The sequence below is a fragment of the Zunongwangia sp. genome (genome assembly GCF_048269745.1).
GTDB lineage: Bacteria > Bacteroidota > Bacteroidia > Flavobacteriales > Flavobacteriaceae > Zunongwangia.
The window spans coordinates 67902-80950 of sequence record NZ_JBLXIB010000003.1; the positions used below are offsets into that span (position 1 = coordinate 67902).

The 13049-nt window shown below is 32.6% G+C and carries 13 protein-coding genes; all 13 read right to left on the minus strand.

The genetic code is table 11. The features are described 5' to 3' along the window. Positions 1 to 128 precede the first annotated feature (128 nt). The 13 genes from pgl to ACN0WI_RS05195 all read right to left on the minus strand — a co-directional run bounded on the left by pgl (position 129) and on the right by ACN0WI_RS05195 (position 13008). Complete coding sequence (pgl, locus tag ACN0WI_RS05135; RefSeq protein WP_417885572.1) at positions 129 to 839, minus strand: 6-phosphogluconolactonase; 711 nt, start codon at positions 837 to 839, stop codon at positions 129 to 131. Next, a complete protein-coding gene (zwf, locus tag ACN0WI_RS05140) occupies positions 833 to 2359 on the minus strand; it encodes a glucose-6-phosphate dehydrogenase (RefSeq protein ID WP_417885573.1) in 1527 nt (508 codons plus the stop codon). The genes pgl and zwf overlap by 7 nt, the downstream gene beginning before the upstream one ends. A 24-nt stretch (positions 2360 to 2383) precedes the next feature. After that, the gene (gndA, locus tag ACN0WI_RS05145; RefSeq protein ID WP_417885574.1) at positions 2384 to 3790 is read right to left on the minus strand and encodes an NADP-dependent phosphogluconate dehydrogenase; all 1407 of its coding nucleotides are present in this window, start codon (positions 3788 to 3790) and stop codon (positions 2384 to 2386) included. A 25-nt stretch (positions 3791 to 3815) separates the two neighbouring features. Next, a complete protein-coding gene (locus ACN0WI_RS05150; protein ID WP_417885575.1) occupies positions 3816 to 4268 on the minus strand; it encodes an RpiB/LacA/LacB family sugar-phosphate isomerase in 453 nt (150 codons plus the stop codon). 172 nt (positions 4269 to 4440) lie between these two features. Beyond that, entirely contained in the window at positions 4441 to 5370 is a 930-nt protein-coding gene (locus ACN0WI_RS05155; protein WP_417885576.1) for a YeiH family protein, read from the minus strand. Positions 5371 to 5444: 74 nt separating this feature from the next. Then, the gene (locus tag ACN0WI_RS05160; RefSeq protein ID WP_417885577.1) at positions 5445 to 6338 is read right to left on the minus strand and encodes a LysR substrate-binding domain-containing protein; all 894 of its coding nucleotides are present in this window, start codon (positions 6336 to 6338) and stop codon (positions 5445 to 5447) included. A gap of 53 nt (positions 6339 to 6391) precedes the next feature. After that, the gene (locus tag ACN0WI_RS05165) at positions 6392 to 7669 is read right to left on the minus strand and encodes an MFS transporter (RefSeq protein ID WP_417885578.1); all 1278 of its coding nucleotides are present in this window, start codon (positions 7667 to 7669) and stop codon (positions 6392 to 6394) included. A 31-nt stretch (positions 7670 to 7700) separates the two neighbouring features. Continuing rightward, the gene (locus tag ACN0WI_RS05170) at positions 7701 to 7916 is read right to left on the minus strand and encodes a hypothetical protein (RefSeq protein ID WP_417885579.1); all 216 of its coding nucleotides are present in this window, start codon (positions 7914 to 7916) and stop codon (positions 7701 to 7703) included. A gap of 215 nt (positions 7917 to 8131) precedes the next feature. Continuing rightward, positions 8132 to 9190 carry an endonuclease/exonuclease/phosphatase family protein gene (locus ACN0WI_RS05175; RefSeq protein ID WP_417885580.1) on the minus strand — a complete coding sequence of 353 codons (1059 nt, stop codon included), beginning with the start codon at positions 9188 to 9190 and terminating at the stop codon, positions 8132 to 8134. Next, the gene (locus ACN0WI_RS05180) at positions 9191 to 10096 is read right to left on the minus strand and encodes a rhomboid family intramembrane serine protease (protein ID WP_417885581.1); all 906 of its coding nucleotides are present in this window, start codon (positions 10094 to 10096) and stop codon (positions 9191 to 9193) included. Further along, positions 10096 to 10851: a rhomboid family intramembrane serine protease gene (locus ACN0WI_RS05185; RefSeq protein ID WP_417885582.1), complete on the minus strand. Its 756-nt coding sequence runs from the start codon at positions 10849 to 10851 to the stop codon at positions 10096 to 10098. Before ACN0WI_RS05185 ends, ACN0WI_RS05180 begins: the two co-directional genes overlap by 1 nt. After that, positions 10852 to 12714 carry a DNA mismatch repair endonuclease MutL gene (gene mutL, locus ACN0WI_RS05190; protein ID WP_417885583.1) on the minus strand — a complete coding sequence of 621 codons (1863 nt, stop codon included), beginning with the start codon at positions 12712 to 12714 and terminating at the stop codon, positions 10852 to 10854. It abuts the gene before it with no gap. Further along, entirely contained in the window at positions 12715 to 13008 is a 294-nt protein-coding gene (locus tag ACN0WI_RS05195; RefSeq protein WP_417885584.1) for a hypothetical protein, read from the minus strand. Between the last annotated feature and the right edge of the window lie 41 nt (positions 13009 to 13049).

A 13049-nucleotide genomic window follows, 5' to 3' on the forward strand; every position in this document is an offset into this window, starting at 1 on the left:
AATCAATTTAAGTTCTAATCGGCAAAAATCAGAATTCAACAAACAATAAAGTTTAGGTTGAGATTTAAAACCAAAAAATCCGGACTAGTATTTAATAATCCGGATTTTTTAGTGTAATTTTTATTCTGCTAAATACGGCTTGCCGCATCTTTATCTACAAACCACATTAATTCTCCTTTCGGATCGATAATTTGCGACGGATATTTTTCAATATTCTTTTCGCCTTTTATCACTTCAAAAAGTGCATCCGCTTTTTTGCTTCCAAAAGCAATAAAAGCCACACTTTTAGCGGCATTAATTAATGGTGCTGTTAAAGTGATACGCTGCATGTCTTGCGCTTGTAAAAAATAAGCAGCTACTTTTTTATCTTGTTCATAAATCACTTTTTCTCCCGGAAATAAAGAGGCCGTATGTCCATCGTCTCCCATTCCTAGAAAAATAAGATCGAACGTATTTCCATCTTTCAGCACTTCTTCTAAAACAGCTTCATATTCTTTAGCATAAGCCTCAGCTGAAACTCCTTCTTTCCACATTGGGAAAATTTGATCTTTTGGTACCGGAACTTCATTTAAAAAATCATCAAAAGCATTTCCGGCATTACTGCGTTCGTCACTTATAGGAACCCAACGCTCATCGCACCAAAAAATATATAATTTTTCCCAAGCCACCTGATCTTTAAATTCAGATATAAGTAATTTATACATTCCAGCAGGTGAAGAACCACCTGTAAGTGCCACTGTAAATTTATCGGATTCTTCTACAGCAATACGAGCTTTCTCTACAAAATGTTGCGCTGCTGCTCTACTTGCTTCTTCTTTATCTTTATAAATGTTTAGCATTCTTTATCTTTCTTTTCTTCTTTTCCTCGAACGTTAATAGACCATACATGACCTTCTTGAGCAATTAAAGCTTCTGCATTTTCAGGACCATAACTACCGGCTTGATAATTCGGAAAATTTATGGATTCTCTACTCTCCCAGTTTTCTTGAACGGTTTTTATAACATCCCAAGCTTCCTCTACCTGATCGGAACGCATAAACAAAGTAGTATCACCTAACATTGCATCTAGCAATAAGGTTTCGTAAGCTTCAGGCGTATGCGTAGAACAACTATCATAATCAAACACCATTTCTGAAGGTGTTAAATTCATTTCCAAGCCTGGTTTTTTTGTCATAAACCGCAACCTAATGTCCATTTGTGGTTGTAGGTTGATAGTTAGCCTATTTGGCATGATATTATTGGATTGCTCTCCTGGGAAAGTTGCATGCGGTACCGGTTTAAATTGAATGGTAATTGAAGAGCTTTTCTCTTGCATACGTTTACCAGTTCGTAAATAAAACGGCACATTTTGCCAACGCCAGTTATCAATATAAAATTTAATAGCGGCAAACGTTTCGGTGTTAGAAGTCTCACTAACATCATCTTCTTGTCGGTAGCCAGGAACTTTTTCTCCTTGCACCCAACCTTCGCTGTATTGACCGCGCACTGCATTTCGGTTTACTTCTTCTGGCTTAATACGTCGAGTAGCACGTAACACCTCAACCTTTCGGTTTCTAATTTCTTCCGCATCTGAAGATATAGGAGCTTCCATAGCTACCATACAAAATATCTGCAACAAGTGATTTTGAATCATATCTCGAAGAGCTCCAGAACTTTCGTAGTATCCCCCTCGTGCTTCAACCCCAACTTTTTCAGCTACAGTAATTTGAACGTAATCTATATAATTTCGGTTCCATAATGGCTCAAACAATGCATTTCCAAAACGGAATGCTAGTATATTCTGTACCGTCTCTTTTCCTAAATAATGATCTATTCTAAAAATTTGACGCTCGTCAAAAGTTTTTTGAAGTAGCTTATTTAACTCTATAGCCGATTCTAAATCGTAACCAAAAGGTTTTTCGATAACTAGACGGTCTTTTTCAAGTCTCTGTACAAGTTTCTGATTCTTAAGGTTAGTCGTAATATCATCAATAAATTTTGGAGATACCGATAAATAGAATAATCGATTCGCTCGCTCTCCCCAATCTTTATCTAAACCAGCTAATTTATCGTGTAACTCTTTATACGATTTCTCGTTAGTGATATCTGATTTAAAATAGTGGATTGATTCTTGAAATTCTTTCCAAACCTTATCGTCGGGGTCGCGACGTGAAAATTGTTTCAGCTTTTTATATAGATCTTTACGGTAGGAATCATTATCAAATTCGGATCTTCCTAAACCGATAATGGCGAAGTTATCCGCCATTCGGTTATCTATGAATAGATTATAAAAAGCCGGAATTAATTTTCGACTCGCAAGATCACCAGTACCACCAAAAATAACAATTATTGTTGGCTCAGCTTTTTTTTCTGTCTTCATTTTAATGTTAGATTTTCAAATAGATTATATCCATTCAGTATGAAAAATCCCTTCTTTATCTTTACGCTCGTATTTGTGCGCTCCAAAGAAATCTCTTTGTGCTTGAATAAGATTTGTAGGTAGGGTTTCACTTCTATAAGAATCGAAATACGATACGGTAGAGGTAAATACTGATGCCGGAATTCCTTTATCTATAAATGTTTTTACCACATTACGTGCGGCAGTTTGTGTTTTTTCTAGGGATTTTCCTAACTTCTCGTCTAATAATAAATTAGGCAGCTCAGGAGATTTATCATAAGCTTGTCTAAAATCTTCTAAACAAACGGCTCTAATAATACAACCGCCTCTCCAAATTTTAGCTACTTCTTCTAAATTTAAACCATAATTATATTCTTGAGAAGCAATAGTTAATTGCGCCATTCCTTGCGCATAAATATTAATCATCGCAAAATAGAAAGCATCGGTAAGTTCCGCAAAAATTTGCTCTTCTGAAGTTTCAGAAGCATCTTTCCACTGTAATTTTTTTGAAGCTTCTACTCGCTCTTCTTTATATTTAGAGATATCTCGCATTTGTACAGCAGCATCTATAGCTGGTACTGGCGCTTGAATATCCATTGCATTTTGAGAAGTCCATTTTCCGGTTCCTTTGGCTTTGGCTGCATCTGAGATATAATTCAGTAATAAACCTTTACCAGTAACCTCATCTTCTTTTTTAAGAATTTCTGAAGTAATTTCAACTAAGAAAGAAGACAATTCTGAATTATTCCATTTCTCGAATAATTGCTGAATTTTGTTATCTTCTACACCATAACCTCTTTTCAATAAATCGTATACTTCTGCAATTAATTGCATAATGGCATATTCTATCCCATTATGAACCATTTTCACATAGTTTCCGGCAGAACCTTTTCCTAAATAAGTAACACAAGGATCTCCATCTACTTTAGCAGCTACAGCTTCAAAAATAGGACGAAGTCTTTCGTAAGCTTCTGCATTTCCACCAGGCATCATACTAGGCCCGAAACGCGCTCCGCTTTCTCCTCCGGAAATTCCCATTCCGAAGAAGTGAATTCCTTTTTTTGCAAGTTCATCAACACGACGATTCGTATCGGGGAAATACGAATTACCTCCATCTACTAAAACATCACCTTCTTCAAGATACGGTAACAAAGAAGCAATGGCAGCATCTACAGGTTTTCCTGCAGGCACTAACAACATAATTGCTCGTGGTTTACGAATAAGTCCACAAAACTCTTCTGCCGATGTTGTTCCTTTTATAATATGCTCTTCTGAGGCTTCTTTTTCTAGAGATGCAGCTTTTTCGGCATCTAAATCGAGGCCAGCTACGGAGAATTTATGGTCGGCCATGTTTAGTAACAGGTTTCTTCCCATTACTCCTAGTCCAACAATTCCAAAATCGAATTCTTTCATGATTCTGTTTTAAATTTCTATGTATTTAATTAAAATTTTCTTTCTCTATCGCAATAACTTTATCAAGTCTTCTTTGGAAACGATCTTGATCCTGAAATTCAGCCTTTAAAAAAGCTTGAATAATTTCTAAAATTAAAGATGTTCCCAGTACACGGCCACCAACACAAAGCATATTCATATCATCGTGCTCTACCCCTTGATGTGCCGAATAAGTTTCTGAAACTAATGCAGCCCGTACTCCCGGAAATTTATTCGCAGCTATAGACACTCCTACTCCGCTACCACAAACAGCAATACCTTTATGTATTTCCTGCTTGCTTATTGCTTTTGCTAAAGGAGTAACTACATCTGGATAATCATCTTCTGCATCATACTGAAAAGCGCCAAAATCCTCGATTTCGAAATCATTTTTCAATAGTTCCAGTAATTTTTCTTTTTGTTCTAGACCGGCATGATCTGCTGCTATTCCAATTTTCATGAAGTAAAATCTTTTCAGGTTGGTCGTTTCAAGATGATAAAATTAACTAATTAATTCTGTTTTTAGTTAAGCCTTAGTCTTATAAAAATACTAAAACATTTAAAATGGTGAAGTTATACCAGCATTTTAGAAAATTATACCACTTAAAATTTCAATTTTAAGTTTTACAGCATTAATTAATTAGTTGCGTTACACCGAAAAAGGAAATAATACTAATAAACACCCAAATAATTATAGCTAAAAATATTGGTTTTATTCCTACCGCTTTAAAACTCTGATAATTTAACCCACTACCAATTAAAAATAATACTAATGTTAAACCAGTTTTAGATAACGATACAATTGAAGGTGCTACTAATGATATATTAGGAATATAAGTATTAGCCAAGATGGCTACTATAAAAAGACCTATAAAATAAGGAATCTTGATATTTTTTAGAGAGGTATGGTTGGTAACCGCAAATAAAACAGAAACTGGCAACACCCATAATGCTCTTGCTAATTTTACGGTAGTGGCAATTTCTAGCGCCTCGTTACCATAAACTTGAGCTGCACCAACAACAGAACTAGTGTCGTGAATAGCAATAGCACTCCAAATACCAAATTGATGCTGACTCATATGAAAATAATGACCAAGCACCGGAAAAAGAAACAATGCAATACTATTTAGTAAAAAAACACTACCAATAGCAATTGATATTTGTTTGGCATCGGCTTTAATTATAGGAGATACTGCTGCAATTGCACTACCACCACAAATTGCAGTACCCGAGCTAATGAGTTTTGCTATTTTTTGATCTACTTTAAAGAGTTTCCCAAGAAAAAGCCCTAATCCTATAGTTAACGAAATAGAAACAATAGTAAAAGCAAATCCATCTTTACCAGCTGCTAAAGCTTTATGAATATTCATTCCAAAACCTAAACCAACTACCGATATTTTTAATAACCAATTAATGGTAAGTTGTGTTTTATGCTGAAATGGATTTTTAAAAATTTGAGCAAAAACTATCCCGACTGCCAAAGCAATTGGCGGATTTATAAATGGAAAAAAGCACGCTAAACATAATGCTAAAAAAAGTATCGTAGTAATTTGAGTTTTCATTAATTATGATTTTGTAACTCAAAAGTACTATCAGCCTAAACAGAAATCAAATACCCAATAGTTATACTCTATAACTATAAGTTATAATGATGTTCTAAAAATTTCAGAAATACAGTATTCAGTTTAGAATGATGCCCTTGCTGCTGAATAAAGAAAAAATTACGCTTAAATTCTAAATTTTCAATATCTAAAATATAGAATTCACCATGCTTTAATTCTTTTAAAACCGTATTAACACTTAATAAACTCCCACTATGTCCATTAGATAAATACGATTTTATACTTTCGGAGCTTCCTAATTCTAATTCGATATTTAAATCCTCGATTTTTAGGTTATTCTTTTGAAATACCTTTAAAATAACTTCACGGGTTCCTGACCCTTTTTCTCTTAAAACTAAAGGAATATCTTTTAATTCCGAAATTGAAATTTGATTTCTCTTTGCCAACGGATGTGATTTATCAACTACTAATACAATTTCATCTTTTAAAAAAGCTTCGTAAGAAAGTTCTCGATTTTTTGATTGTCCTTCAATAAAACCAAGCTCCACACTATTATCCATAACTGACTTTTCTACCTTTTCGGTATTCAAATTCAGTAAATGAATTCTGATTTTTGGGAATTTTTGATGAAATTTAGCTAATACTTCCGGCAAAACGTATTGAGCTATAGTTGTACTGGCAGCAATTCTTAATATTCCTTCATTATTGTCGATTAAAGAGTTCATATCGAATTCTAATTGCTCGTATTGCTGGAACAAAATTTTGGTATGGGAAAGTAATAATTTTCCGGCATCGGTTAAGGCAATACTGTTTCCTTTTCGAATAAATAATTTCTGATTAAAATGTGCTTCTATTTGCCGAATATGTTTAGTAATAGCCGGTTGGGTGATATGCAAATCTTCAGCAGCTTTCGAAAAACTAAGCCGTGAAGCTACACTTTGAAAAACCTGTAATTTGAAATCGAACATTATAAGTAAAAGTAATAATAAATAAAGAAACTTAGATGAAATCTCTAAATTAACTAATTCTCAGATTCATGATCTTCAATATCTTTTCGTAAATCTAATTTTCTAAATGTAGGGGATATAAATCCTGTAAATAAAACCGTAAGCACCGTCATACTTCCACCAAAGACAACAGCGGTTACTGTTCCCATAAGTTTTGCGGTTAATCCACTCTCGAAGGCGCCAAGTTCATTAGAAGAGCTTATAAACATAGAATTAACTGAGGATACTCTTCCTCTCATATGGTCTGGTGTTCGGAGCTGTAATATTGTCTGACGAATAATCATCGAAATTCCATCTGTCATTCCACTTAAAAATAATGCAAAAACAGATAGCCAAAAGTATGTAGATATTCCGAAAAGTATAATTGATACTCCAAACCCAAAAATAGCAACCAATAATTTAATTCCTGCTTTTTTATTTAACGGAAAATAAGCAGATGTAAACATAATTAAAACCGAACCTATAGCCGGCGCAGCTCGTAAAAAGCCAAAACCTTCGGGTCCGACTTTTAAAATATCTTGAGCAAATACTGGTAATAATGCTACGGCACCTCCAAATAAAACCGCAATCATATCTAAGGTTATTGCTCCTAAAATAATTTTTGTATTTATAACGAACTTAATTCCTTCTTTTAAACTTTTTAATACTGGTTCTCCTATTTTTGGGTTCAAAATAGGCTTTTTTGGAATTTGCATTAATGCTATAATGGCAATTAAAGAGAAGCCGAAAATTAATAACATGGACCAATGCACACCTATCCAATGAATACTAAATCCTGCTAAAGCAGGACCTAGAACTGCAGCTAACTGAAACACAGAACTATTCCAAGTAGCAGCATTTGGATAAATTTTCTTTGGAACGATTAATGAAAACATAGAAAATAAAGAGGGTCCTAAAAAAGCTCGTACAATACCACCTAAAAACACCAATGAATAAATTCCGTATAACACCCAATTCTCTGGTATGTCTACAACTACTTTTGGCCACGTAAATAAAAATAGCCCCACACTAATTATGGAGAAACCTAAAATACACTTCATCAAAAGACCTTGCTTTTCCTTTTGATCTACAACATGCCCTGCATAAAGAGCTAATGTTACCGCAGGAATAACCTCCATTAATCCGATAATTCCTAAAGAAAGTGGATCTTTAGTGATTTTATATACTTCCCATTCTATAACAATAAATTGCATAGTCCTGGCAAATACAAATGCAAAACGCATTACTAAAAATATATTGAATTCTTTATAACGAAGTGCTGCGTAAGGATCTTTCTTTTTATTAGAAGACATTTATTTTTTAGATAGATAATTAAAAAATCACTTAGTTCTTAAAACAAACTTGACATTTTTCAACTCTACCAAATTTATCAGATATTTTAGTTACAATATCCTTAGTATCGGTAATTTCATTTATTTTAATATGTTTAGCTGAATAAGGAACCAAATCACAACTCGACTTATGAACAATATGATATAGACCTAATGTACGCCTTTTTTCTATGTAAAAATTTTTAGAAACGTTCGCTAATACTTCCATTATAAACTTATAGTTAAAGCAAAAATATAACTTTAACTTAACAAAAAATTAAGTCCAATGTTAAGTTTATCCAATTATCTAAAATTTAATATCTATTAATTTTTAGCTATAAAATTCTAGTATAATACGAATCTAACTATCAAAATACTAAGCATAGACTCTTTACTCTATTTAAGTATAAATGAGATAGGCTTGTATAAAGTTAATCTCTTAAATTAATTGGTGCTTTTTTTCTTAGAAAACGTAGTATAAATAGGATAATGATCTGAATAATTTACTTTTATTCGATCATAAGAATCAACTTTATAAATAGTATCTAATAAATGAAAATCAATACGAAGAGGGAAGTAATTTAAATTATAGGTACTTCCAAAACCCATTCCTTTTTCTACATAAGCATCGGTAAATCGATCGTCTCTTACTTGTTGGTAAGTATACGAAAAAGCTGTATTATTGAAATCTCCGCTAATAATCACTGGATATTTACACGCTTGTAGAGATTTTAAAAATTTCTCAGATTGATAATTTTGGCGAACAAATCCTTTAGAAATGTTTTTTACTATCTTCTTAGATTCGGATTTATTTTTAAAATTATCAACTTCCTGAATATCTTCAGTAACATTTAGTGATTGAAAATGTATATTATAGACCCTTACGGTATCTTTATCAATTAAGATATCTACAAAAATTGAATTATTATTTTCAGTTGCATTTTTAATTCCTTTAAAATCTATAGACTCTTTTTTTAAAATCTCATATTTAGAAAATATCGCTTGACCAAAACCTGATTTTTCTTGTCTATAGTTTATATAATGATATGGATAATAAGCAACTAATTCTTTATTTTCATAATACTCCTCTACAGTAAGAATATCAGGATTTACCTCACGAACAACCGCATTAATTTTTTCAGGAATACTATCTTCTTCTGTCCACTTACTATGATTAAACATTCTCACGTTATAATTCATAAGTGAATATTCTCCTTTTTTATTCTCGTCTTTAAAAGGTAATTGATAAAATTTACCGATTGTATTATATCCTAACAAGAGTAATATAAATGAGAGTAAAAATTGCTTTTTTAAACGTATAATCCAATATGCGGCAAAGGCCAAATTGGTTAAAATTAAAAGAGGAACTCCTAAAGTTAATACCGATATAAGTGCAAACTTTTTTGGAGGTATGTACGGTAAAAAATAAACTATAATAAGCCCAACTGCTGCTAAAGTGTTTACTATAAATACTAATTTATCAAACCATGAAAGTTTTTTCATCTAATTATCTTTTCCAGCTCGAAATAAAAAATCTTTTTCAGCCTTTGTTAAACTATCGTAACCACTCTTACTAATTTTATCTAAAATTACATCTACTTTTTGCTGTTCTTCAGATTTACTCTTTCCACTGGATCGTTTATTGCTTTTAGTATTGTTAGATTTTTTCTGATTTTTGTAAACAGTTTTCATGTTGGATTTATTCTTTTTCTTTTTAAATAAATCAGAAATAGTATCCATTAATTGCTCCCACCAAGCACCAATATCATTTCCCTTTTGTAGCTGTTTCGTATAAACATACCCTAAAGCTGCCCCTCCTAAGTGTGCTAAGTGTCCTCCTGCGTTTCCTGAAGGAATTTGTATAACATCTATTGCTACTAGAATAACTGCTATAATCCAAAACTTAACACTCCCGAAAAGAAATAAACGAACTCGCATATTAGGTATTTGCGTTGCTATTCCTATTAAAACGGCCATGACACCTGCTGATGCACCTATAAGATACGATTTACCTATTTGAGAAAAAGCAGGAAAAAGATTATAGCTTAACATATAAATCAATGCTCCGCATATTACTCCTAAAAAGTAATAATTTAATAAACGTCGCGGAGAAAAATAATTTAAAAAATAAATTCCTGAAAAATAAAGAATCAACATATTTGAAAGGATATGCCAAATCCCTCCATGTAGAAATGAATAGGTTACAATACTCCAAGGTTTGATTATAAATTCTGAAGGATTAGAAGGAAAAACAAACCACTCCATTAAGAAATCAGGTGCCAAATTGAATAAATAAGCAACTGTTCTGAAAATATAAAATAACAAAAATACTGCTACATTTACAGCAATTAACTTTTCAGTTACGCTTGCTGTATTCAATTTATATCGAAGCCTATCTGAAGTATTCATCAATTCCACCTATTTTGATTAAACTGATTTTTTTTCCAATACCACATTGTTATAAATCCAATTACAGCTCCACCTATATGTGCCCAATAAGCTGTATTTGAAGGACCTAATATAGTTGCTCCAGTAATTGCTGAGTATAAATTCAAAAGAAAATATCCACCAATTAGGTATTTTGCCTTTATAGGAATAGGAATAAACATAATATATAACGGCAAATTAGGATAAATTAAAGCAACTGCTGCCATTACTCCGAATATGGCACCGGAAGCTCCTACCATTGGTGTTACATATGCATCGATCAATTGCTGAGCGGTTTCCTGCGGAATTAATTGAGAATTATAACTTGCTTGCCCGGTCCTTATTACACTATCTAAAAATTGTTGTATTTGCGCAGGGTTATAATTAGCATCTAAAAATGCTGTATAGGCACTATTATAACTCCAATAGCTGAATAAAATTTGCAATCCTGCAGCTCCTAATCCTGCTGAAAAATATAAAAACAAAAAACGATTTTGCCCTATAGTCTGTTCTAATAAACTTCCAAATATAAACAAGGCAAACATATTAAACAGAATATGAGAAAAACCACCATGCATAAACATGTGAGTAAGAATTTGCCATAACTGAAAATGCTCATTCTTAGGAAACCATAAAGCAAAAAGCTCATAAGCTTGATTACCGATGAGCTGGCTTCCTATAAAAAATAAGACGTTTACTATTAATATTACTTTTACAGATTCTGAAATTCTTCCCATTTATGTAAATTTTTTATCTAGCTCTTCTACCGTTAACGTAATAAATACCGATTTATTAAAAGGACTTACATCTGGCTGTTTACAAGCAAACAACCTATTAACGATATGTTGCTGTTCAGTAATACTTAATAAGGTTCCAGATTTCACTGCCATACTTTTAGCCATAGATTTAGCTAATAAATCGGTTTGTGAAAAACCATTATCAGGTACTTCATTTTCTAGATCTGATAATAATTGTTCTAATAACATTCCTACTTCACTTTCTACAATTAAAGTAGGAATACCAGTAATCTCAATATTATCGACTTCAATATTAGAAAAAATAAAACCAGTTTGTTCTAAAGATTCCTTAATTTCTTCAAGCAATGCAATTTCATGAGAATTGAATTGCAATTGAAGCGGAAATAAAAGTTGTTGACTTACTGCGGCAGAGATCGTTATATTCTTTAATAATTCTTCGTATAAAATACGAGTATGTGCTTTATTTTGATCGATTACTAAAATTCCGCTTTTTAATGTAGAAACGATGTATTTCTTTTGAAGTTGAAAAGTGCCTGTTTCTTGTTTAGTAGATTCGGTATCGAATAATTTACCGGTTACTTCTTCACTCTCATATTCTATATGATTATTCTGATTTCTAGATACATTTTCAGAATCAGATTGTAAACCGGAATATAAACTTTCCCAGGATCCGCGATTTTCTTTCTTAAAATTAGTTTTGTTACCACTTCTTATTGAAGCGGTGTTCCATTCGTTTTCAAAAGGATTAAAGTTATTATCTACTTCAATTTTCGGAACCTTTACTTCTTTATCTTTAAAATTGTATGGTGTATCTAAACTTGCATCACGTTCAAAATCTAATACTGGTGCTACATTAAATTGGCCTAAACTATGTTTTATGGCACTACGAAGCATCATATAAAGCGCATGCTCATCATCAAACTTTATTTCAGTTTTTGTAGGATGAATGTTTATATCTATACTTTTCGGGTTTACTTCTAAATACAAAAAATAACTTGGGTATGTTTTATCTTTTAATAAACCTTCGTAAGCTGCATTCACAGCATGGTTTAAATAAGGACTTTTTATAAATCGGTTATTAACAAAGAAAAATTGCTCTCCTCTACTTCGCTTGGCAAATTCAGGTTTACCGACAAATCCGGAAATTTTTAGAATCTCAGTATCTTCATTTACAGGAACTAATTTTTCATTAATTCGGTTTCCAAAAATATTAGCAATACGTTGCCTGTAATTTGCAGAGGGTAGCTGGAATAATTCGTTACCGTTATTCATCAATAGAAATGAAATTGATGGATGTGCCATCGCCACACGCTGAAATTCATCGATAATATGCCGTAATTCAACCGAATCTGACTTCAAAAAGTTTCTCCTTGCCGGTATATTATAAAACAAATTTTTAACACAAAGGGAACTTCCTTTTTGAGTAACACAGGGATCTTGAGCAATTACTTTACTCCCTTCAATTTTTAAACAAGTACCAACGTCATCCGATTCTTGTTTGGTTTTTAGCTCTACATGAGCAATAGCGGCTATAGATGCTAGAGCTTCTCCACGAAAGCCTTTAGTATTTAATTGAAATAAATCTTCTGCTGATTTTATTTTTGAAGTAGCATGCCTTTCAAAACACATTCGGGCATCAGTAACACTCATTCCTACACCATCATCAACAACTTGAATTAGTGTTTTCCCGGCATCTTTAATTACAACTTGAATGTTTTGTGCTTGTGCATCTATGGCATTCTCTAACAATTCTTTAATTACAGAAGCCGGACGTTGCACTACCTCCCCGGCTGCTATTTGATTGGCAACATGATCTGGTAAAAGTAAAATTTTATCACTCATTTAACGAGGATTCGTAAAGATAGACAAATCAAAATCTATAATCCATAAAAATATAAAGATCAATATTATGGCAACATAAATTACCCTTCTGTTAATCTCACGGTTTCCACGATTTCGACTAGCTTTACGATCGTTCGCCCAATGTGCTCCAAAATCTATTGCATTTGGAGTCTCTCTATATTTATTGAATTTAGAATCAAAACTGTAGATATTGCCCGTATCTTTTCCTTTATAATACCTAGGGGTATAATTATACCGGGCGTTCTTTTTTGATTTTAAGATATTGACTTTCAAAATTATTGCTTTAGATGGTCTAACAAAGTTAATTAAAAGCC

Bases quoted from the DNA above. Each gene is read 5' to 3' on its own strand.
- pgl (WP_417885572.1), bottom strand. From the start codon at position 839: ATGCTAAACATTTATAAAGATAAAGAAGAAGCAAGTAGAGCAGCAGCG.
- zwf (WP_417885573.1), bottom strand. From the start codon at position 2,359: ATGAAGACAGAAAAAAAAGCTGAGCCAACAATAATTGTTATTTTTGGT.
- gndA (WP_417885574.1), bottom strand. From the start codon at position 3,790: ATGAAAGAATTCGATTTTGGAATTGTTGGACTAGGAGTAATGGGAAGA.
- ACN0WI_RS05150 (WP_417885575.1), bottom strand. From the start codon at position 4,268: ATGAAAATTGGAATAGCAGCAGATCATGCCGGTCTAGAACAAAAAGAA.
- ACN0WI_RS05155 (WP_417885576.1), bottom strand. From the start codon at position 5,370: ATGAAAACTCAAATTACTACGATACTTTTTTTAGCATTATGTTTAGCG.
- ACN0WI_RS05160 (WP_417885577.1), bottom strand. From the start codon at position 6,338: ATGTTCGATTTCAAATTACAGGTTTTTCAAAGTGTAGCTTCACGGCTT.
- ACN0WI_RS05165 (WP_417885578.1), bottom strand. From the start codon at position 7,669: ATGTCTTCTAATAAAAAGAAAGATCCTTACGCAGCACTTCGTTATAAA.
- ACN0WI_RS05170 (WP_417885579.1), bottom strand. From the start codon at position 7,916: ATGGAAGTATTAGCGAACGTTTCTAAAAATTTTTACATAGAAAAAAGG.
- ACN0WI_RS05175 (WP_417885580.1), bottom strand. From the start codon at position 9,190: ATGAAAAAACTTTCATGGTTTGATAAATTAGTATTTATAGTAAACACT.
- ACN0WI_RS05180 (WP_417885581.1), bottom strand. From the start codon at position 10,096: ATGAATACTTCAGATAGGCTTCGATATAAATTGAATACAGCAAGCGTA.
- ACN0WI_RS05185 (WP_417885582.1), bottom strand. From the start codon at position 10,851: ATGGGAAGAATTTCAGAATCTGTAAAAGTAATATTAATAGTAAACGTC.
- mutL (WP_417885583.1), bottom strand. From the start codon at position 12,714: ATGAGTGATAAAATTTTACTTTTACCAGATCATGTTGCCAATCAAATA.